General features: G+C 34.1%; 17 protein-coding genes. 7 read left to right on the top strand and 10 right to left on the bottom strand.

Features of this window, described 5'->3' with window-relative positions; all coding sequences use genetic code 11:
* Positions 1-63 precede the first annotated feature (63 nt).
* From HM990_RS08785 to HM990_RS08770, 4 genes are all read right to left on the bottom strand, one after another.
* Positions 64-2,700 carry a PorP/SprF family type IX secretion system membrane protein gene (locus HM990_RS08785; RefSeq protein ID WP_178988575.1) on the bottom strand — a complete coding sequence of 879 codons (2,637 nt, stop codon included), beginning with the start codon at positions 2,698-2,700 and terminating at the stop codon, positions 64-66.
* Between the two features lies 1 nt (position 2,701).
* A complete protein-coding gene (locus HM990_RS08780) occupies positions 2,702-4,165 on the bottom strand; it encodes a T9SS type B sorting domain-containing protein (RefSeq protein ID WP_178988574.1) in 1,464 nt (487 codons plus the stop codon).
* 81 nt (positions 4,166-4,246) lie between these two features.
* A complete protein-coding gene (locus HM990_RS08775; RefSeq protein WP_178988573.1) occupies positions 4,247-5,566 on the bottom strand; it encodes a hypothetical protein in 1,320 nt (439 codons plus the stop codon).
* Between the two features lie 258 nt (positions 5,567-5,824).
* Complete coding sequence (locus HM990_RS08770; protein WP_178988572.1) at positions 5,825-6,277, bottom strand: hypothetical protein; 453 nt, start codon at positions 6,275-6,277, stop codon at positions 5,825-5,827.
* A gap of 611 nt (positions 6,278-6,888) precedes the next feature.
* On the opposite strand from HM990_RS08770, the gene HM990_RS08765 reads away from it, so the two are divergent.
* Positions 6,889-7,419: a peptidase associated/transthyretin-like domain-containing protein gene (locus HM990_RS08765; protein WP_229719418.1), complete on the top strand. Its 531-nt coding sequence runs from the start codon at positions 6,889-6,891 to the stop codon at positions 7,417-7,419.
* A gap of 633 nt (positions 7,420-8,052) precedes the next feature.
* Here HM990_RS08765 and HM990_RS08760 read toward each other — a convergent pair.
* Positions 8,053-9,585 carry a ThuA domain-containing protein gene (locus HM990_RS08760; RefSeq protein ID WP_178988570.1) on the bottom strand — a complete coding sequence of 511 codons (1,533 nt, stop codon included), beginning with the start codon at positions 9,583-9,585 and terminating at the stop codon, positions 8,053-8,055.
* A gap of 160 nt (positions 9,586-9,745) precedes the next feature.
* Here HM990_RS08760 and HM990_RS08755 point away from each other — a divergent pair, with 160 nt between their 5' ends.
* On the top strand, positions 9,746-10,684 hold the full coding sequence (locus HM990_RS08755; protein ID WP_178988569.1) for a mechanosensitive ion channel family protein: 939 nt from the start codon (positions 9,746-9,748) through the stop codon (positions 10,682-10,684).
* A 65-nt stretch (positions 10,685-10,749) separates the two neighbouring features.
* Here the strand turns inward: HM990_RS08755 and HM990_RS08750 are convergent, their stop codons facing one another.
* The 3 genes from HM990_RS08750 to HM990_RS08740 form a co-directional block, all read right to left on the bottom strand.
* Positions 10,750-11,490, bottom strand: a complete 741-nt coding sequence (locus HM990_RS08750; protein WP_178988568.1) for an acyl-CoA desaturase — start codon at positions 11,488-11,490, stop codon at positions 10,750-10,752.
* A 135-nt stretch (positions 11,491-11,625) separates the two neighbouring features.
* Positions 11,626-12,195 carry a Crp/Fnr family transcriptional regulator gene (locus HM990_RS08745; protein WP_178988567.1) on the bottom strand — a complete coding sequence of 190 codons (570 nt, stop codon included), beginning with the start codon at positions 12,193-12,195 and terminating at the stop codon, positions 11,626-11,628.
* 16 nt (positions 12,196-12,211) lie between these two features.
* Positions 12,212-12,958 (bottom strand): arylesterase, encoded by a 747-nt coding sequence (locus tag HM990_RS08740; protein WP_178988566.1) that lies wholly within the window; start codon positions 12,956-12,958, stop codon positions 12,212-12,214.
* A gap of 27 nt (positions 12,959-12,985) precedes the next feature.
* On the opposite strand from HM990_RS08740, the gene HM990_RS08735 reads away from it, so the two are divergent.
* From HM990_RS08735 to HM990_RS08715, 5 genes are all read left to right on the top strand, one after another.
* Entirely contained in the window at positions 12,986-13,675 is a 690-nt protein-coding gene (locus HM990_RS08735; RefSeq protein ID WP_178988565.1) for an ABC transporter ATP-binding protein, read from the top strand.
* A 47-nt stretch (positions 13,676-13,722) separates the two neighbouring features.
* Positions 13,723-16,215, top strand: a complete 2,493-nt coding sequence (locus tag HM990_RS08730; protein WP_178991916.1) for an ABC transporter permease — start codon at positions 13,723-13,725, stop codon at positions 16,213-16,215.
* 93 nt (positions 16,216-16,308) lie between these two features.
* Positions 16,309-16,557, top strand: a complete 249-nt coding sequence (locus tag HM990_RS08725) for a cold shock domain-containing protein (protein WP_317166926.1) — start codon at positions 16,309-16,311, stop codon at positions 16,555-16,557.
* 292 nt (positions 16,558-16,849) lie between these two features.
* The gene (locus HM990_RS08720) at positions 16,850-17,050 is read left to right on the top strand and encodes a CsbD family protein (RefSeq protein ID WP_178988564.1); all 201 of its coding nucleotides are present in this window, start codon (positions 16,850-16,852) and stop codon (positions 17,048-17,050) included.
* A gap of 502 nt (positions 17,051-17,552) precedes the next feature.
* Complete coding sequence (locus HM990_RS08715; protein ID WP_178988563.1) at positions 17,553-18,398, top strand: mechanosensitive ion channel family protein; 846 nt, start codon at positions 17,553-17,555, stop codon at positions 18,396-18,398.
* Between the two features lie 25 nt (positions 18,399-18,423).
* On the opposite strand, the gene HM990_RS08710 is transcribed toward HM990_RS08715, so the two are convergent.
* A complete protein-coding gene (locus HM990_RS08710; protein WP_178988562.1) occupies positions 18,424-19,761 on the bottom strand; it encodes an exonuclease domain-containing protein in 1,338 nt (445 codons plus the stop codon).
* A gap of 10 nt (positions 19,762-19,771) precedes the next feature.
* Positions 19,772-20,740 carry a sugar phosphate isomerase/epimerase family protein gene (locus HM990_RS08705; protein WP_178988561.1) on the bottom strand — a complete coding sequence of 323 codons (969 nt, stop codon included), beginning with the start codon at positions 20,738-20,740 and terminating at the stop codon, positions 19,772-19,774.
* Positions 20,741-21,177 lie beyond the last annotated feature (437 nt).

Below are 21,177 nucleotides of genomic sequence, written 5' to 3'. Positions count from 1 at the left end.
TGGTTTTAATTCTTCACTTTTTTCTCGGGGCAGAGAAGCAAGTAAAGAGAGGCTTAACTCTAATTAATTTTCAATTTTAACAATAGACATTTTCCCATTATATGGTCTGTCTCCTTTTGTTTTTAAGGCTTCATTAGCATTTCCGATATTTTCAAATTTATCATAGAATATGTAATACTTACTTGTGTTGACATCATGGAAAAAATCGACATTAGATCGACCAGACGCAACAACATTGGTCACAAATTCATTTCTTTTGGTTGTGTCGCTATGCACAGCTATGATTAGGTAATAGCCACTTTCAACATTATCAATATTTTTTAGAATTTTAATATTATTACCTAAAACTTCCCCAAAATCGAAGTCTTCAGCTTTTAAAGGTTTATCACTTAGTTTTGTGGTTTGTTTTATGTTTTTCAACATTGCTCTATCTTGGCTATATCTATCTTCTTCATTATTGAAAGCGGCGCGTTTAATACGTCTTCTTTTTTCAAATTCTGTGGCCACTTTGATAGCTTCCAGTTTTTTATCTAATTGAGCTTTTAATTCAATCGCTTTTAATTGTTCGGATTTTAAACGCTTTATTTCTTTTTTGTAAAACAAGTTGACTTCATCTAAAGCATATTCTCCAACTTCGGTTCTTTCTTCGTAAAGCTTATTTAATTCATCAATCTTTTCACTTCTAGTTTTGATGACGTTTTCTAAATCTGATTTAATAGCATTAAGTTTGTTGTTTTCCGCAGTTACACTTTTAAATGGTTTTGGTTGAACTGTAATTCCTTGGTCACTTAAATCATTTTCTTCTTTAAGATCCTTGAGGTCTTGATCTTTTATATCAACGATATCATTAAACTGTTCAAACAATTCATTTTGAATAACTTTAGAGGCCTCTGTAATTTTCGTTATGCCTTGCATAGACTTCGCAAGCTCGTCTGTTGGATTAGAAATAGCATCTTCTTTAGCTCTTTGCTCTGCTAATAATTTTGCTTGTGCATCGGCTTCCGCTTTAGCTTTTTGTTCTGCTATTAATTGAGCTTGGGCGTCGGCTTCTTCTTTAGCCTTTTGCTCTGCTAATAGCTCAGCTTGTGCATCAGCTTCGGCTTTAGCTTTTTGTTCTGCCAATAATTTGGCTTGCGCATCAGCTTTGGCCTTAGCCTTTTGCTCTGCTAATAATTTTGCTTGTGCATCGGCTTCAGCTTTAGCTTTTTGTTCTGCTATTAATTTGGCTTGGGCGTCGGCTTCTGCTTTCGCTTTTTGTTCTGCTAACAGTTTGGCTTGAGCTTCAGCTTCTGCTTTCGCTTTTTGTTCTGCCATTAGTTTAGCTTGCGCATCAGCTTTGGCCTTAGCCTTTTGCTCTGCTAATAGTTTTGCTTGTGCATCAGCTTCTGCTTTTGCTTTTTCTGCTTCGAGTCTTGCTCTTGTTGCCGCTCTTGCTTCAGCCTTTTTTTCTGCTTCAATTTGGTCGAGTTCTGCCTGTACTTCAGCTAATTCTTTTGCTTTCTGTTCTTCAATTATCTTGGCTTTAGCTTCAGCTTCTTGTTGTGCTCTTTGCTGGGCTGCTATAACTTCTGCTTGTTCGTGGGCTTTCGCTTTTGCTTTTTGTTCTGCTACTAATTTTGCCTGCTCATCAGCTTCAGATTTTGCTTTTGAAACGTTAGTTCCAAGTTTCGTGTCATTAGTTGATTTACGACTTGCTGTTCTGGATTTTGAAGATTTAGAAATACGACGTCTTTTGTTTCCTCCCGAAATAATACTGCTTACTTCATCTTCACGACTATAATCATAATAATTATCGTTTTTGAATCGGTAAGCCAAGGTGATTTCATGTGAAGACCCAAAATTGTTTAAATTCCCAAAAGTTCTTTCATAATTATATTCAATTGCAATTTGCTTCGTGATATTAATTCCAACACCTCCAGAAGCTCCATAAAGTGTATTATAGCCGGCTTGTGCCCAGATTCCTTTAGGTACAGTTACCATAGCAACTCCAGAAATGATGGTTTCATCTTTCTGAAAATCGGATCGTACTAAAGCTGTAAACTTACTTTCGTCAAAAAAACCTCTGCTACTCATGTAACCTGTGTACATGACGTGTGCTTGAATACTTTGTTGTGGATTATCTTCAATCATGGCCGAAGTTTCAAAATTATATAAGACCAAATTGTTAAATGATAATCCAAAATCTAAAAACTCCGTGCCGTAATTAATACCAGGATTAATGGTCATTAGAAAGTTCTCTGGTACATTCTGCAGTGAAGGATCATCAAAATTGGTAACTACATTTCCTGTATTTACACCACTTTTATAGGCGCCAATATTAATACCAAACGTAAGATTACTATCCTGACCTAATTTAGCATTATAGGCAAAATTCAAAATACCACCGAAGGTGGTAAGTACGCCATAATTTTGTTGAAACAATCCCAAACCTGCTCCCAAGTTTTCCCCAAAACGCCCTGAATAACTGGCTAAATAGGTGAGTGGTGCGTTATCGAATTGTACCCATTCACGCTTATTGTAAATACTGATGAACTTGGTTTGTTCCCTAACGAAACTGAATGTTGGATTTATAGTATATCTATTAAACGTCAAAGAATTCCTCGTGGGAATTGCAAGCGAAACCACTCCATCATCTTCTTGAGAATAGAACGTCTGTATAGAACAGGTGCATATTATTAATATCAAAAGATATTTTTTCATATCATTTCACTACGGTTATAGAACCTTTTTTTGTTTCGTTATCAGGCGTTGTGATGATGTAATAATACACTTGACTGATATTTGTTAAGTTTAAATCGTTTTCTGGCCAATTGTTTTGATAATCATTGGTTTGTAAAACTACGTTTCCACGATTGGTCATTATAATAACTTCGGTATTAGTGCCACTGACATATGCTGGCGGTATAATCCAAGTATCATTGATTAAATCCCCATTTGGGCTAATGATATTTGGTATTTTTTCGACATCTGGAAAAAGATCTAGGGCTTCTTCAATACTAAATGCATATTCCATAGAGGCTTCACAACCTGTGGTTTCAGAAATGACTACTTTATAATCGCCGAATTCGGTAGCTTCGAAAGACGCATCAGTTGCGCCTGAAATAGTTGAGTTGTTTAAATACCATTCATATGTTGGGTTTTGCGCTGTAGTGGTTACACTCACAACTAATGATTCGTCTGAAAGCATTTCATTATATTCTGGAACATCGATAGTGCTTTCAAATAATTCGCTAACCAACTCTATAGAACCCGAAGCAGAACATTCTCCTAAATCTACTTGAACTGAAAACGTACCAGATTCATTGGTTTGGTACATTTGGGTTGTGGCATCTGGTATAATATTGCCATCCTTAAACCATTGATACGTGTTTCCTCCTATAGTACTTAAAGTGGTAAGCCCTTGTTCAGGACAAAATGGATTTCCTAAACTAGACGCAATAGTAGCATTGGCTTCTCCAGATACAGCTTCGCTAATGGTAACCCGATTAGAAAATGAATTGGAGGTACAAGTGCCGTAATTGGTCTCTACAAAGTAAGTGCCATTAGTATTTACAGATAGTGTTGGCCCTTCTGCCACAAAAACAGAGGTTGTAGGACTCGTTTCTTTATACCAACTAAACGTAAGGTTTGGATAGAGTAGTGGTGAGTCGTTTGATCCATTACCAGGATTGTCAATCGTTAATAAATAACTGCCACCAGTACAGAATGCACCAGTAGATACTAGATTGTTAATAGTAAAAGGTGAATCCTGTGTTTTATAATAAGCTGCAAACGGAACAGATCTAGAACTTGTAGCGGCTGGTGAAGTACTTTTAATTCTAATACGGTAATTCTCTCCTGCCGTTGACTCTGGAAATGAAAAATCAAACGTTGCAGGAGAAACTGTTATCGCTCCTGTCGCAGAAGTATATATAATAGTTGGATCAGTAAACTCACCATCTGAATCAGATAATTCTACAATAAATTGATTTGAAGCATTCAATAATGACTCTGGTGAAAAAATAAAGGTAGCATTAAAGGAGTTAAACGAATCGCTCGCACATGCTTGGCTAAATCCTAAATTTGGTGTACCAATAACCATTTGCGCATTGCCATGTTTTGATAAAACAACGGCAAAAAGGCAAAATCCAATTATGAATTGAGTTAGGGAAGTAGGTTTAAGCATTAGTTTGGGATTGTAAAGTTTTTCGTCTATACGCTATTTAGGGTTGGGTATGTATTATAATTATTAATCAAATTGTATTTATTAATCATCCTCTTCATCATCAAATAAATCATTTGAAGCAATAATTTTATTAATTCTTAATCTAAAATCTGGATACCTGCTGTCATGCGAATCGATAAAAGTTTCGGAATCTGGACCTTTTGAATACACATTATCAAAAGCTCTACTTCCATACCAACTTTCTAAATCATCATTATTGGCATTATTTTTTAGATAAATATTGCCCTTACAATTATTAAAATAAGAGTATTCGAATTTTATCTTAGACAAGTTTTCATTGTTAATAACGATTCTCTCATCAAATATAACCGCTGGTTTAAAGCCAGAAATAACACTCTTACTCATTGTAAAGGACACATCTGGACCAATAAATATAGCTTCTTGCACCAGTCCAACTTTTATATCCGATTTTAAATCGTCACTTACATTGATCAATGTCAGATTTCTAGCAATAACATTGGTTTCTTTCTTTGAACTATCTGCATCCTCTTTTAAATCATAGGAGCTTACGTACAAACAACGCGATCCATCAGGACTTGATATGTAAGGTGATCTAATCGCCAATGAATTTTTAAGATTTGATTGAGCTCCATAATTAAAATTAAAGTCATTTTTATTAGATCTGTAAGAAACAGCTTTTATTAAATCCACTTCACCACCTAAAATATTAAAGGAGTTACCTTGACAGTAGCTAACCATAACTTTATCTATCTCAGTCTTTAGTCCAACTCCTGCTAATGTAAGTCCACTAAAATTACCAAAATCCTTGGTCTTTTTTCCAGCATATTCAATTCTAACATACGATAGCATTCCAGAATTATCATTGGTATTGTCACCACCATAACTAATGTTTTCTGTGGATGAAGGCTTTAGACCATAGTTTAAAGAAGCAACCTTCCCAAATGTATTAATGGGTGCATTACCTAGAATAAAGATGCCTCCCCAATCTCCGGGCTTTTTATCTGCTCTATTAGATGTAAAGATGATAGGATCCGTTGGATTTCCCTCAGCCAAGATTCTAGAACCCTTACTGATTGTTAAAGATCCTTTAGTTTTATAATCACCAAGTATTACAGTGCCAGCCTCTATTGTTAAAGTTGCACATTCTGTAACAAATACATCACCTAATAAAAGGTATGTATTCCTTTTGGTCAATGTCGTACTTTCTGAAATGTTGCCTGTTAATATTTGTGTTGGTTCTTCATAGTTGGCATTATTGGGTTTGAAGTCTGTCCAAGTGTTCAACCAATTATTGTAACCAGTAATTCCTTTTTCTTGTTGGGCAACTAAATTACCGAACACTAAAAGAAAGAAAAGTGACGAGAGTGTAATTTTTTTCATAGTAGGTAAATTTTAAGTTTAGATTAATGAGGGCTTTTAAACTATATGACACCAAACATAACAACAATACCTATGAAACACAAATAATATCGACGAAATACACAATATTATTTTAATAACAGGTATATTCTTACAATAAACTGCTATTTATCGACATTATGTAGTGTTCATTAAAAATGAAGAAAGAAAATGTTGGACTAAAAAAAACCTTGCCAAATTATAGACAAGGTTTAAAACACATATAATAAATAAAACTAACTAATCCTTTTTAAAATCGTCGTAAGTGTGTAAGGCTTTTAAAGTAGATTCATAAAATAATATTGCTGCAATTAAATCTGTGGTGTCGGAATAAGGTAGTATCTTTTTTTGAAATTCTATTGTACTATCGAAATAAGAGACAGAGGCATCAATATTATCTTCTAAAGCCTTTTTATTATCTTTTGTATCCGGTATTCCTAAAGACTGCATAGTAACTCCAGGCTTGGTCGCAAATGCAATATTTGGCAAAATATTTACAATAACTTCAATCCGTTCTATATAAAGAACAAGTAGATCGCCTTTCTTTAGCTTTTTTAGGTCCTCACGACTGTGATATTTTGAAATATTTACTTTGCCACTAATAATACTTTGAGTCTCATTCTTTTTTTGAGCAAAACCCATGCTTATCATTAGAAAAAAAATAGCACAAAATAAAGTAGATTTGGTATTCATATTCACGCTTTTAAATTAATCTTAGTGCAACAAATCTATACAATTTATTAAATAAAACAATTTTATTTTGACATTTTTAGTGAAATATTTTTGCATATGAAATGCATATTTAGGGGTTAAACGGCTTGTTTACTGGATAAAACGCATATTTTATCGGTGAAATACTTTTTTATTTTTTAGACGATTTTTTCAACTTTATAGAGCTAAATCTCAATGAATTTCAGAAAATAGATCTCAATCCTACATGTCATTTTTAACTAAAATCATCAAGAATCTTTAGTATAATATAACCCATGAATTTTATCTTTTAATGAACACTTCATGTTCTCATTTTCAGATGGTAATAACTTACTTTATAGGATTAATTCTTTCTAATTGTTTAAAGTCCTTCGCTTTTACATAGTCATATTATCAGAAGTAGATTCGATAGTATTTCATCGTGAAAATTGGTTTGTTTTTTCGGTTCGTCGTAAAAATGAGGCTTAGAGAAGATTTTTAAGGGTTTCGGTTAAAAAAGCCTGAATTTTGGTTTAATCTAAAGGCTTGTTCCCATGAAAAATCTTATTCTACTTTTTTGTTTCGTTTGTTTTTATAGCGCTTTTAATCCTATTATGGCGCAAGAATCACATACTAATTCAGATTTTAAACTTCCTATATATGATCGTGCGGAAGATCAATTAAGAAATACAGATACGATTCCAGATTTTAGATCTAAAACGAATCAATTGAAATTAACTGGTGTTATTTATCAGAGTGATGGTGTCACTCCAGCTAAAGATGTGATTTTATATATTGAACAACCTGATGAAGATGGTGATTTTGAATTAAGAAATAAAGGTGATGCACGTTACGTTTTACACAGAAGTTGGGTAAAAACTGATGCCGACGGTAGATATACGTTTTACACTTTTGTTCCAGGAGGTGATAGAAGATTCAATCAGCTACAACAAGTACACCCAATTGTAAAAGAAGCATCGAAACAAGCTTATGTCCTTGAAACGTTTCTTTTTGATGAAGACCCTTTGTTAACAAAAACGTGTCGCAAACGTATGGCTAAAAAAGGTGATCCAACCAGAATCTTAACTCCTAAAGAGGTTGATGGAATGTTAGTTGCTGAACGTAATATTGTATTAAAAAGCTAAGCATTAAACAATTTAATATTTATATAGCATCCTAAAGTATTTGGGATGTTTTTTTGTTTTGTATAAGCTAGTCTTCGATAGTTTCCAGCTAAAATCAATTCCTAATATTTCTTAACTATATTTAGGTCGCTTAAGTAGTCTACTTTTAAGACTTAAAATTACCATTCTTGATGTATAACCAATCCTTTTACTTCGCCCTTTCTATGCTGGAGTCCTTTTAGAATGGAAAAAAGCAAAAAAATAGCAGGTGCATAATCCTAATAGTCATATTTCCCAGCCATCACAAGTCGATGAAGTGTGAAAATCCATATGCAATTATCCCAGATTAAAGTAAAATTACCGACAACACCAATTCCACAAATAATGAAGTTGAAGAATTCGCAAAATTAATAAAGACGCTTTTAGGGAAACTGAAATGCTGATGCAAAATGTCGTAACTGATATAAGATAATAGAATCCTGAAGTTTCGGGAAAGAATTTGGCTTAACAACTGATAAAAGAATAATAATCCTTCTGCCATTTTTTTTATTCCAAATGTGGGAATAGTAAGATATCATTTTCAAAACTATTGAAAATTAGATAACACCATTACTTTCAGAGTACACTGGATGGTTTAACCAGACACCAATAATCCTAATCTTTTAAATAGTTTTGATATTCACTTGGAATCTTATCAATAGATTTAATTTCTATATCTTTATAAAAAACTTCGGCGCCTTCACTTTGTATCTGTATTTTCCCTCTAGTTAAGGGCACAAATCCTTCTTCATGTTTTTGTCTAGAATTATATAGCGTCATCATTACCTTACCATTGACAATATGGATACTGGTGCCATTAAAAGTGATTAATTCAATGCTATTCCATTTTCCGTTCTCCTTTTCATTATCTACAGCTATTTTGGTATTACCCGTATAAAATTCTCCGTTTTGATCATAAAACATCATAGTCTTTCCATTTTCTTCAGCCTTTTTTGCGGGTATATCTGCCGCAGCTCCTCCAAGAGCATAATAATCTCCCATATCTCCTTCTTGAATTTGTAACTCTTGGGAACGCATCCAAACATTCCAAAATTTCCGATAAGGACCAACACAATGGTATAATAAACCGCTATCTCTTAAATTTTCCAGTCTAGGCTCCCATTTTTTCTTACCCCATTTCACTTTCAATTTTAAATGGTAATTTTCGTATTCCTGTTTTGTTGTTAAAGCACCATAAATTTCACCCGTAATATGTGCAGTATGTTTTCCGTTTTTATCTGCAATAAAATTGAATACTTTTTTCGGGTCGTTATTCAAACCTAAAGGCTCACCCTTTATACCATTACTATTTGGATCTATAATTGGTAAATCTTTTACTGTTTTATTTGGTACTCCTATGAATATATCCCAAGTGTTATTTGGTTCTCCTGCTAATAATGAAGTCCATTTATCGGAAAGAGTAGTGGCTTGTTCCATTCCAGAAGCCCATTTAATACCAGCCTCTAATTGTTTTAATAGACGCTCATCAGCATAAGATTCTGTGGTATGGCCAAGTCCTGTATAAAAAACTCTAGCTCCATCATAATGGTGATACCAGGTAATAGGATGTGTAATTCCCATTTGTTCACCGGAATAAGAATTTTCGTCTAAAGTTGCCAATACGTTGACATGTTGTGCAACGGGATTTAAAAAATTATACCATTCATCAAAAAACACTTCGCTATCATTGAGATGCTCTACTGCTTTGTGCTTGTGTGACTTATTAATATGTAGCGTAGCTTTTTGTGCTTTTGGGTGACTTCCGAAAGTAGCTCCTAATAAATTCACATACCATTCCCAATCCGCTTCTGTATCAGCAGCAGAATGTATGCCAACAAATCCTTTTCCATTGGTCAAAAATGATTTCATTGCATTTTGCTGTCCATCATTTAAAATATCTCCTGTGGTATTCAGGAAAACCAGAACATCAAAATTTGACAAATTCTTTGGATTAAATAAACTTGCGTCTGCCGAAAAAGTTATGTTCCAATTATTCTCTGTGGCCATTTTATTTAAGGCTTGTTTTCCGGATGCAATGGATTTATGCTTGTAGCCTGCAGTTTTTGAAAACACGAGAATTGAAGTATTTTGAGAGCTCGAAGTATGAAACACCATAAACACGAATAAAAGCATTAGTTTTTTTAACATATTTATATATTGCTACAGTTGAATTGACTAAGATATGAATTTAACTGAGTTCTATAAAAACACTTTTATATTAATTATTTGTGTTCGTATTTGTACGTAATGCGTTAAGTATTCTTTTTGTTTTCACTTACTTTACAGCCTTAAAATCAAGTTCAACATAATGATATATCTAACAACCGCTCAACAATCTGCAACAGAAACTGTAGCAGAGTCTGTTTCCAATTATTACAACACATTTCTTGAGGTTTTACCGCGAATAGCCCTAGGGATTCTTATAATTATTGTAGGAGTCCTCATAGCAAAACTACTCACAAATATTTATAGAAAACGTATTTTAAAAAAAGCCAACGATCCTTTGATGGCAAGGTTTTTAGCGCAATCTATAAAGATCATCTTAACGCTAATTGCAATTTTAATAGCGCTTCAAGTGGCTGGTTTAAGTGGTGTGGCCACAGGTATTTTAACGGCTGCTGGTGGAGCTGCGATTGTATTGGGTTTTGCATTTCAGGATATAGGAAAAAACTTTTTAGCTGGAATTATTTTAGCTTTTAATAGACCATTTAACATTAATGACACTATTAAAGTAGCAGATTTGTTTGGGAAGGTTAAAGCATTAAATTTCAGATATATGCATATGAAAACTTTTGATGGTAGAGATATTTACGTTCCCAATAGTGACGTTCTTACAAAGCCTGTTGAAAACTATACCGCTGACGGCTTCTTTAGAAATGATTTCGTAGTTGGTATTGGTTACGAAGACGATATTGATGCTGCCAAACAAATAATTAATGTCATTTTAGATAATAATAAGGATATTATTCACGATCAAGACCATGAAAATTTTGTGTTTGAGGATGAACTTGCCGCAAGTACTGTAAACTTAAAAGTATTTTTCTGGGTAAATACATTAGACTATAGAAAATCTGCTATTGTCGTAAGAGGTAACCTTATTAGGGAAGTGAAACAAAAACTAGAAGATGAAGGTATTAATTTACCTGCCGATATCAAAGAGCTTAAGTTGTATGGAAATGAGAAAGATATCCCTTTACGAGTAATTCAAGATGCTGGTAATTCAAGTGAACAAGGTAAAACTGTATAATGTTTAAATCATTTTATGGATTGTAAAATACCAATGATTATTTACACAAACGCTTTCATTTATTATCAATGCTTGACTCTAACTGGTTTCAATTTAATAAAACCAAGTGTATCTAAAAATCTTATAATAAGATATGTGACATCAATTTCGTACCATTTGACGCCAAAATTGGCTCTACTCGCATGCTTATGATGATTATTGTGATAACCTTCGCCCATCATTAAAAAATCGAAACGAAACAGATTCTTACTTGTATTTTTCATTTTAAAATTTACATAGCCATAAATATGTCCAAACCAATTAATGATGACGCCATGGATTGGTGCCATTAAAAACGTGATGGGCAATAATAACCATTGCCACCAAGCGGTTGTAAAAAAAGCGAAGAAAAGGATATACAACGCAATCCAAAGCAATCTTGAAACGCGGGAACTTGCGAAACTATCAAATCCTTTCCATTGCGGCACATTTTTCGTAAAACGCTGATCGACAGCAATTCGTTGTTGATTGATATCCTGATAAATTGTTTTCGTTTTCCACATCATGGCAAAAACATTATCGTCATAGGATGGAGAATGTGGGTCTTTTTCTGTATCTGTGTAAGCATGGTGCATGCGATGCATTATACCATATCCGTAAGCACTTAAATAACTGGATCCTTGAAATACCCATGTAAGCACAAACGTTATACGTTCCATGGTTTTGGACATCGTAAACACTTGATGTGCTGCGTAACGATGCAAGAAAAATGATTGAAAGAATAAACCGCCATACCAAAGCACCAAGACAAAAAGAATAATAATCATAACTTTTTTTTTACAAAGTTAAGGGCATAATGTATGCCAAACAATGAACTTAGGTCAATAAAATGGAATTGGATTTAGTTATAACTTTAAATACCAAAACTGATTATCAAGCAGAATTTTAATTAATTATAATATTCAAACACGTTTCCGAATTCGGCTTAAGGCTTGCGCGGTGACACCAATATAGGAACTGACATATTTCAAAGGAATGTCTTTTAAAAGTTCTGGACGCTCTTTGAATAATTTCTTGTAACGTTCCTCTGCTGTAAGGTTCAACAAGTTTTGTTCTCGTTTAGATTTTAATAAGAAAAGACGTTCTGCTGTTAATCTGCCAATGAGATTGCCAATTTGAGTGTTGTTATATACCAATTGCAAATCCTTATAAGTGATGCTTAAAAGCGTTGTTTCGGAAAGTGCTTGCAATTGGTAAGCTGAAGGTTTTTGAGTTAGAAAAGAGTCATAAGCACTTATAAATTCATTTTCAAAACTAAATCCAAAAGTGATTTCTTTCTCAGGGTTTTCTTTGGGAATAAATAATCTAACCATACCAGATTCTATAAATGAGATGTGGTTTTCAATGCTATTGAGTTTTAAAAAAACGGTTTTCTTTTTAATCACGCGACGCTGAAGTTTGGACGTAAAAAAATCCCAATCCGCTTCCGATATTGTTGCTATTTGATCTAAGTATGCTTTTATTTGTTGCACTTTAGTTGAGCTGGCATTATGGTTTAAGTAATGGTTCTAAAGTTTCCCAAACCGTATTCGCAATAATTTTATGACCTTCAACAGTAGGATGTATCCCGTCACTCTGATTAAGTTCTGCAATACCACCAACATCCTTTAAAATAAATGGAATAAATTCTATATTATTTTTTTCAGCCAATTCTGCGTACATGGTTCTAAATTCAGACGTATAGTCTTGTCCCATATTCGGTGGTAATTCCATGCCAGCAAGGATAATAGTTGTTTCTGGACTTGTTTGTTTAACTTCATCTATAATTGCTTGGAGATTAGTACGTGTCTCAGTCAGCGTGACGCCTCGTAAGCCATCATTGGCGCCAAGTTCCAATAAAAATATAGAAATCGGTTGCTTAAGCACCCAACCGATACGGCTTTTGCCTCCAGCTGTGGTTTCTCCGCTTAACCCTGAATTGACTACGGTATAATTCAAGTCTAACGAATCAATTTTTCGCTGTAAAACAGCAGGAAATGCATCTTTACTGTCATCCAATCCCATACCAGCTGTAATACTATCTCCAAAGCATAAAATAGTTTTGGTTTTGGTAGTCTCCGTCGCCAGCTCTTCCGATTGTTCTGTAGAGGAGGTTTCAGGTGTTGTTTTTTCAGATTTATTGTTCCCACAAGCCAAGAGCGAAAAGGCCATGATAAAATAACAAAACTTTAAGATTTTATGGGCATTTGCGATTGGTAAATATGACCGCAATTGTTTATTTTGAGCCTTCAACATAAGTTGTATCTAAATTAAAATATTTATATGCCAAATATATTAAAGATTACTGGGCTAGAAAAGACATATTCTAGTGGTAACAAACAATTAACGGTTTTAAAGGACATCACATTTGAAGTTGAGAAAGGACAAACGTTTTCTATCGTTGGGCCTTCAGGAAGTGGGAAAACCACGTTGTTGGGATTATGTGCGGGACTTGATGAGCCAAATTCTGGAACTGTAGAATTATGCGGACAGGATTTAAGTCGCTTAAACGAAGACCAACGTGCGCAGCTGCGAAATAAGGAAGTTGGATTCATATTTCAAAATTTTCAATTGTTACCAACGCTGACTGCTCTTGAAAATGTAAGTGTTCCGCTAGAATTGCAAGGAAATACCGATGCCATTAAAAAAAGTATGGAACTACTGGATAAAGTGGGCTTGGCAGACCGTTTTCATCATTATCCTTCCCAGCTTTCAGGTGGAGAACAACAGCGTGTGGCTTTAGCAAGGGCTTTTGCCAATTCGCCCTCTATTTTGTTTGCTGATGAGCCTACAGGTAATTTAGATGAAGAAACGGGAGAAAAAGTGATTAAATTATTATTCGACCTTAATAAAGAAGCTGGAACCACTTTAGTCATAATTTCACACGATTTGGATTTAGCCAATCGCACGCAGCAAATTCTTAGACTTAAAGGCGGAAAAATATTAACCAATCTTCGTACTGAAGCCGTTTAAATACATTCCAAATTAATATGAATCAAAAAACTATTTGGCTATTCAAAATGGCATGGAGAGATGCCAAAGCGAGTAGAGTACGTCTGCTCTTATTTATGGCTTCTATTATTTTGGGTATTGCCGCTGTGGTCTCTATTCAACTTTTTAGTACAAATCTTAAGGATAATATCCAATTGCAGTCCAAGGCTTTAATGGGAGCTGATTACATTATTGACTCCAGACAAGTGCCAACCGAAAGAGCCCAAGCCATTATAGACTCCTTACAACCGGATGCTTCCGAAGTTAATTTTGTGTCCATGATTGCCTTCCCAAAAAATGGAGGTACAAAACTAGTAAAGGTTCGTGGTTTAGAAGGCGGCTTTCCGTTTTACGGAACTATTGATACGCAACCTGCTTCAGCGGCAGCTACTTACCAAGAGTCTGGTGGTGCTTTAGTTGATGCTACATTATTATTACAATTTAATATAAAACCAGGCGATTCAATTAAAGTCGGCGAGTTAACCTTGCCTATTACTGGTGCATTAAAAGCTATTCCTGGAAGTACGGCAATATCAACATCTGTGGCGCCTCCAGTTTTAATTCCGTACCGTTTAATTAAGGATACTAAACTTATACAATTTGGAAGTCGAAAAGAGTATCAATACTTCTATAAAGTATCAGATACTTTGAATTTAAAACGTTTTGAAGATAAGATTGATCCTATGTTGAAAGCTGAAAGTGCGGATTTAGATACACACACCAGCACAAGTAGACGTTTAGGGAAACGCTATGACAATGTAGGTAAATTCTTGAATTTGGCGGCTTTTATTGCACTGTTGTTAGGGTGTATAGGTATTGCGAGTTCGGTTCATATTTATATCAAGGAAAAGCTCAAGGCGATTGCAGTTTTAAAATGTATGGGAGCTTCCAGACTACAAAGTTTCCTGATTTTTCTGATTCAGATTTCAGGGATCGGTATTATTGGTGGTTTGTTTGGAGCGCTTATTGGCATTGGGCTCCAAGAATTATTCCCCTATCTGTTAAAGGATTTTTTACCTTTTGATGTGGAAATTAGCATCTCAGCACAACCTATTTTTATGGGTGTTTTTCTTGGGCTTTTTATGTCTGTATTATTTGCACTTTTACCATTATTGAGAACTTGGTATGTATCGCCATTAGAAGTGTTACGTGTAGATGAAAAAGCGGCACAAGAGCCCAAAAAAGTAAGATATTTGGTATTTGCGGCTATTATACTTTTTCTATTTTTATTTTCATTTTGGTTACTTAACGATGCCATTTATGCCCTTGGTTTTGTGGCAGCTACTTTTATAACGTTTAGTATTTTAGCTGGTGCAGCTCTGCTTTGCATTAAAGGAATTCGGAAGTTTTTTCCTAAACGTTGGGGTTTTACATTACGCCAAAGTTTATTGAATTTATTTAGACCCAACAATCAAACCGTTGTTTTGGTCGTTGCCATTGGTTTGGGTACGTTTTTAATAAGTACTTTATATTTCACCAAGGATATTTTATTGACTAAATCCGAAATAGACACTTCTGCGAACGCCAATATGATTATTCTGGATGTGCAAACGGAACAGCGTGAAGCAGTAGAGCAATTGATTACTTCAAAAGGTTTACCCGTAATTGATAATATTCCATTAGTAACTATGCGATTGCACAGCATAAAAGGGGAATTGGTTAATGCCTTGCGACAAGATTCCACGACACAGATAAAGCGCTGGGTGTTAAACCATGAGTTTAGAACCACTTATCGTGATTCTCTAACGAGTTCAGAAGAGTTACAAGAAGGTGTCTGGACTCCTGAACTAAATTCTGATGATCCTGTAGTGATTTCCATTTCAGATAATTTGGCATTGGATTTAAATATTGATGTAGGAGATGCTATTGTGTTTAATGTGCAAGGCGTTCTTATGGAAACGACCATAGGAAGTATTCGCAAGGTTGATTGGCAACAGCTAAAACCAAACTTTTCAGTTGTATTTCCAAAAGGCGTATTGGAAGATGCACCACAATTTAGTGTGATGGCGACTAATGTTCCAAATCAAGAACGTTCAGCAACCTTACAACGTGAATTGGTGGCGAAATTCCCAAATGTTTCTATAATAGATTTAAGACAAGTTTTTACCATTGTAGAAGATATTCTGGATAAAGTGACGTGGATCATTAACTTTATGGCATTCTTTAGTATACTCACAGGTATCATTGTGTTGATAGGTTCAGTACGCACAAGTAAATATCAACGTATTAAGGAAAGTGTATTACTTAGGACCTTGGGAGCAAAGAACACACAGATTTTACAAATTTCAGCATTTGAATATGTATTTTTAGGTTTAATTGGAAGTTTGGTCGGCATATTATTAGCATTATTAAGCAGTCTGTGTTTGGCGTTATTGGTGTTCAAAGAGCCATTCGCACCATCAATGATTCCATTTTTAGTGTTTTTACCTGGTATTACGTTATTGGTTTTAGGAATTGGATTGAGCAATATTCAAACGGTATTGCGAAGTTCACCATTGGAAGTTTTAAGACGTGAAGGGTAACGAATTACCGTAAAAAAGCACACACACCTTTTTGAATTTCTTATATTTGCAGAGCAGATCAAATTTTTTACCAAAGCCAATAATACAAAACCAATGTTTAAAAATTTAATAAATAAATTATTCAATTCAAATAAAACAAATGGAATCCAAGAGGGTACCGTGAAGTTTTTCAATTTCAAAAAAGGATTTGGATTTATAACCCTTAAAGATTCCGAAGAAGAAATCTTTGTACATAAATCTAACCTAGTCGATAAAATCAGGGATAAAAACCGCGTCACCTTTAACATAGAACAAAGTGATAAAGGACCGATTGCAACTAACGTACGCGTCATTAAGAAATAAAGTTTTACAGCATAGATAACATGAGAAAACCATCACCACGATGGTTTTTTTGGTTTATTAATATGGCGTAATGTTTTTTAAAGGATCAAATTATACTATGATTCGATGATAATGCTTGAATTACTTTCCCTTAAATCAGTTCTTATAACTAGAAGTAGTTAAAACTTCCTAAAATTTTTATTTGAACTAATTTATAAATCGATTGCGATAATTATCCTTTAGTATTTCATATAATTTTATAGTAGTAAACCAAAGAGGTTTGCATTAAACAACTAATTAAAACTCAAGAATTATGTCTAAACCATGGCAAGATAAAGCAAAAGGTAATTGGAATATTGCTAAAGGAAAATTAAAACAAGAATGGGGAGAACTTACTGATGATGATCTAGATTATGAAGAAGGTAAGGAAGACGAACTATTAGGTCGAATTCAGAAACGTACTGGAGAATCAAAGGAAACCGTAAATGACTTCCTTGATGATTTAAAGTATTGATTTCTAGAATTTATAAAAAAATTAAAAATCTCGCAGCAGCGGGATTTTTTTATGGCCATCGTTGGTTTAAATCAATTTGGTTACAAAACAAAATTTACCAATAGTATAAAAGAAACAAAGAGAATGAAGATTTTTTAAGTCTTGATTCTCTTTGATATCATAATTTCCTACAGTTGGCATTAACCGACGAAGTACAATGGGTATAATTTCAGCTGTTTAACTTAAGCACCCCAATTATGATGTTACTAAATTAAGGAAAATAATGATAAGTTCCAAATAAAAGAGGCTATAATTTTTGAGGTTTTATGCATTTTAAGCTTATACGCTTGGTGTATTCAAATGTACATATTTAAGAGTGTGGAGGAAAAGAAGGACAGACCAATCTAAAATTTATTATATAACTTAAAAGCGCGTCACACGGTTTGAACATTTAAACTATTTTTATGAAAATAAATACACATTCAAATTTAGAAGTATATTTACTAAACCTTTATACTAGTTTATGCAATCATTACAAGAACTTTTAGATTACGTGATTTTATCAGTGGGTGACTATTCGCTAAAAGTGAGTATGATTGTAAAGATTTTGATAATTATTCTGATCACAAGATTACTATTGTGGATCATTAAAAGAATGCTTTTTAGACGTACAGATGTTAACGAACATGAAAAAGGGAATATCCAGGCGGTTTATCAAATAATACGCTATATCATATGGATCATCACTTTTGGTTTGATATTGGAAACACTAGGGATAAAAGTGACGATTTTACTGGCTGGTTCGGCCGCCTTACTTGTTGGTATTGGGCTTGGGTTGCAACAAACTTTTAATGATATTATTTCTGGAATTATTTTGCTTACAGAACGTTCTATAAAAATCAATGATGTGTTGGAAATTGATGGTATTGTGGTTAAAATACAAACCATAGGGATAAGAACGTCCAAAGGTCTTAATACTGACGATATTTCAATCATTATCCCGAATTCCTTAATAACAACAAGTAAAGTCATCAATTGGAGTCATCAGAATGACAAAACCCGCTTCAGGATTGATGTTGGTGTCGCTTATGGGAGTGATGTGGATAAGGTAATCCGTATTCTCGAAGAAAGTGCATTTGAGCATCCCGATGTCTATGACCGGGAATTAACACAAGGCAGGCTTATGGGTTTTGGCGCTTCGTCATTGGATTTTCAACTGTTATTTTTTAGTAAGAATACCTTTGGGATTGGTTCTATTAAAAGTGATATCAGACGAAATATTGTAAAGAAATTTCAAGAAAATGAGATTATAATAGCCTTTCCTCAACTCGATGTGCATTTCAAGAAAAATGAAGAGGATTCCCAATAACGGCTTATATTACTTAAAACCTAATTTAAATCTTCAACAAAACAGGTTTCAAAATCTTCTGAACATCAACACTGTTTTTCTGTGGAATCAGAAACGTGTTTAAATCGTCAATATGATTGATTTTTTCTTCTTTGTCTATAAAACCATAACCTAAATATTCGCCATCTTTTATCATCACAAAACCTTCTTCATTGTGATTTCTGCCCTTTTCTTTCAGTACGATATTTTTCTTTTGATTGAACATTTCGTGTATTGCGTCAAGAACCCTGTTGTTATAGGCTTCAACCGTTTCTTCATCCCTACAGATGCCTTTACAGTTTTTAATACTATAATGTGAGCATTCTGAAACGGCTTCCTGTAGATGACAATATTTAGGACATAGATTATAACGTTCGCACAACTTTTCCAAATACGACCGTACATCCCGAACATTAAAAAATGTAATGATAGGATTTGGTACCAAACGTGCTTTATTGCTTGCCAAATGCAAAATCCCTTTTCTATCTTCATAAGAAAAAATGGCAAACGATTGAATGGTACGTTTTGCCGAAACATTATAAACAGGAAAGTGATGCTTGATTGCTGCATCTTCCATTAACAAAGCAATTAATTCACTACCTGAAATTTCAAAATCAATGTCTCTGGTTTCCCTCACCATTTGTAGCGACTTTTTAGTTTTGCTATAAAAATGACTGAGCACTCGTTTTTTAATGTTGATAGCTTTACCAACATAAATGACTTTTCCTTTTTTATCCTTAAAATAATAAATACCAGCTGCATTTGGTAAAGCTTCAAAAACTGCCTTGGGAAGGTTAGGAGGTAAGGTCGCTTCTCTAGAATTCTTGTTTAAAAATTCTTTAAAAACGTCATTAGCCTTTTGTTGACTTAATAATATTTCAAATAAAATGACCGTAGCTTCAGCATCGCCTCTAGCTCTGTGTCTATCCACTAAATTGATGTCCAAAGCTTTACATAATTTCCCCAAACTATAAGAACGATGGCCTGGAATTAAACGTCTGGATAAACGAACCGTACACAGTTTCTTTCTGGTAAATTCCATTCCAATACGTTTAAATTCGCCACTTATAATGTTATAATCAAAGTTGACATTGTGGGCCACAAAAATGGTGTCGTCGGTAATGTTCAAAATATCTTGGGCTACTTCTTCAAAGATCGGTGCATCTGCAACCATACCGTTATCAATTCCTGTGAGTGCCGTGATATGGGTAGGAATATAACTTTCTGGATTAATGAGCGATGTAAACTCGTCAATGACCGTTGTACCATCATATTTAAAGATGGAAATCTCGGTCATGCGATTTCCTTGTCCTGTGGTTTCTACATCGATGATGGTATAGATCATAGTCTCATTATTATTCCGCGTTTTTCCAAGTTTCCCTTAGATAGTTTAAATCTTGTTTCATAGAGTTGAAAACAGCTTCTTTGTCCATTGTTAATTTTGAAAGCCCCTTTTCGGCACCTCCTAAATCATACTCTAAGTGTAATGACACAGGCACATTAATTTTATAGGATTTGAGTATTGAAAAATAGCGCTTAAAATCTACCATACCTTCGCCAAGAGGTACGTTTTCAATTTGCCATTTACCGTCTTTATAATCCCATTTAAAATCCTTGATAACTATAGAATTAATATAAGGTCTAATGCGTTGTAAACCCAGTTCCCAACTGCCAGCACCTTCAACAACGGCATGTCTGATATCATATTGACAACCCATATGTTTACCATTGGTAGTTTCCAAAATGGGAAGCAAATCCCAAACAGGTGCACCAACATGTTTTCCTGAATGATTTTGATAACCACCAATTAATCCTAATTCTTCATTCAATTTTTCTAAATCGTAGGCTTGAGCTCCAAACTTTAACTGACTTTCCTGAATGGACCGGTCATCAGGATATTTTAACCAATCCGTGCGGTAATGTGTAAAGCCTAACTGGCTGGCGATTGCCAATACGGTTCTGTTAACGTTATCGTTTATATCCCAAACATTGGTGGACATCATGCTCGTTTTAAGACCATGATTTTTTATAGCTTTTACAGCTTTTGGTAAATCCGTCTTGACATTTTTTGGTAACACATGGCCTTTTCGCCTAACGGTCAAATCCAGTCCATCGAAACCCATTTCTGCAGCTGCTTCGGACATGGCATTATAGTCCAAAAACTGAAGATGTTTCGAAAACAGATGTACTTCGAGTTGGTCCTCAGGAAACAAAATTGTTTTGTCCAATGCATTTTGAAATTTGAATAAAGGCATTGCCGCCAATCCCATGGCAGAAAGTTTGGTAAATTCTCTTCTTGAATATGTATTTTTAAACTTACTCATATAGTATTGAAGTTTATCACTTAATTTACTTGAACAGCAAGTTAATGACTTTAAATGAAATATTGAAAACGATATAATGTTCCAACTTATGTTTTTACATGATTTTACAAGTTTTTAAAACTATAAATAACCTGAATTAAAATTGAAATCGTGGGATATAAAACCCCAGTTAAACTTGTAATAAAGTTATAAGTTTTTTTAGAATATGGTAATTTTCCCATAACCGTTTTTCTATTTTAATATTTTTATTCCCATAAATTATAGGAATCGTAAAGTACACGTTATTATTAGTATTTGAGCAATATTTTTTGTACTTTGTTGAAATACAATGACACCATCCATTAGTATCCTTTATTTTATTAACACTGAATTTATTTCATTTTTTAGATTTCAAACTCACCTCAAACTATTGGGTTTATAACTTTCTAAAAAACACT

It is taken from the genome of Winogradskyella schleiferi, from assembly GCF_013394655.1.
Taxonomy (GTDB): domain Bacteria; phylum Bacteroidota; class Bacteroidia; order Flavobacteriales; family Flavobacteriaceae; genus Winogradskyella; species Winogradskyella schleiferi.
Note: the sequence above shows the minus strand (reverse complement) of the source record. Positions and strands in the feature narration are given on the sequence as shown.

Excerpts from the sequence above, each read along its gene's own strand:
- HM990_RS08735 (WP_178988565.1), top strand. The coding sequence starts at position 12,986 with ATGCCAAATATATTAAAGATTACTGGGCTAGAAAAGACATATTCTAGT.
- HM990_RS08785 (WP_178988575.1), bottom strand. The coding sequence starts at position 2,700 with ATGAAAAAATATCTTTTGATATTAATAATATGCACCTGTTCTATACAG.
- HM990_RS08775 (WP_178988573.1), bottom strand. The coding sequence starts at position 5,566 with ATGAAAAAAATTACACTCTCGTCACTTTTCTTTCTTTTAGTGTTCGGT.
- HM990_RS08750 (WP_178988568.1), bottom strand. The coding sequence starts at position 11,490 with ATGATTATTATTCTTTTTGTCTTGGTGCTTTGGTATGGCGGTTTATTC.
- HM990_RS08710 (WP_178988562.1), bottom strand. The coding sequence starts at position 19,761 with ATGATCTATACCATCATCGATGTAGAAACCACAGGACAAGGAAATCGC.
- HM990_RS08780 (WP_178988574.1), bottom strand. The coding sequence starts at position 4,165 with ATGCTTAAACCTACTTCCCTAACTCAATTCATAATTGGATTTTGCCTT.
- HM990_RS08705 (WP_178988561.1), bottom strand. The coding sequence starts at position 20,740 with ATGAGTAAGTTTAAAAATACATATTCAAGAAGAGAATTTACCAAACTT.
- HM990_RS08765 (WP_229719418.1), top strand. The coding sequence starts at position 6,889 with ATGGCGCAAGAATCACATACTAATTCAGATTTTAAACTTCCTATATAT.
- HM990_RS08720 (WP_178988564.1), top strand. The coding sequence starts at position 16,850 with ATGTCTAAACCATGGCAAGATAAAGCAAAAGGTAATTGGAATATTGCT.
- HM990_RS08725 (WP_317166926.1), top strand. The coding sequence starts at position 16,309 with ATGTTTAAAAATTTAATAAATAAATTATTCAATTCAAATAAAACAAAT.
- HM990_RS08770 (WP_178988572.1), bottom strand. The coding sequence starts at position 6,277 with ATGAATACCAAATCTACTTTATTTTGTGCTATTTTTTTTCTAATGATA.
- HM990_RS08715 (WP_178988563.1), top strand. The coding sequence starts at position 17,553 with ATGCAATCATTACAAGAACTTTTAGATTACGTGATTTTATCAGTGGGT.
- HM990_RS08740 (WP_178988566.1), bottom strand. The coding sequence starts at position 12,958 with ATGTTGAAGGCTCAAAATAAACAATTGCGGTCATATTTACCAATCGCA.
- HM990_RS08755 (WP_178988569.1), top strand. The coding sequence starts at position 9,746 with ATGATATATCTAACAACCGCTCAACAATCTGCAACAGAAACTGTAGCA.
- HM990_RS08730 (WP_178991916.1), top strand. The coding sequence starts at position 13,723 with ATGGCATGGAGAGATGCCAAAGCGAGTAGAGTACGTCTGCTCTTATTT.
- HM990_RS08760 (WP_178988570.1), bottom strand. The coding sequence starts at position 9,585 with ATGTTAAAAAAACTAATGCTTTTATTCGTGTTTATGGTGTTTCATACT.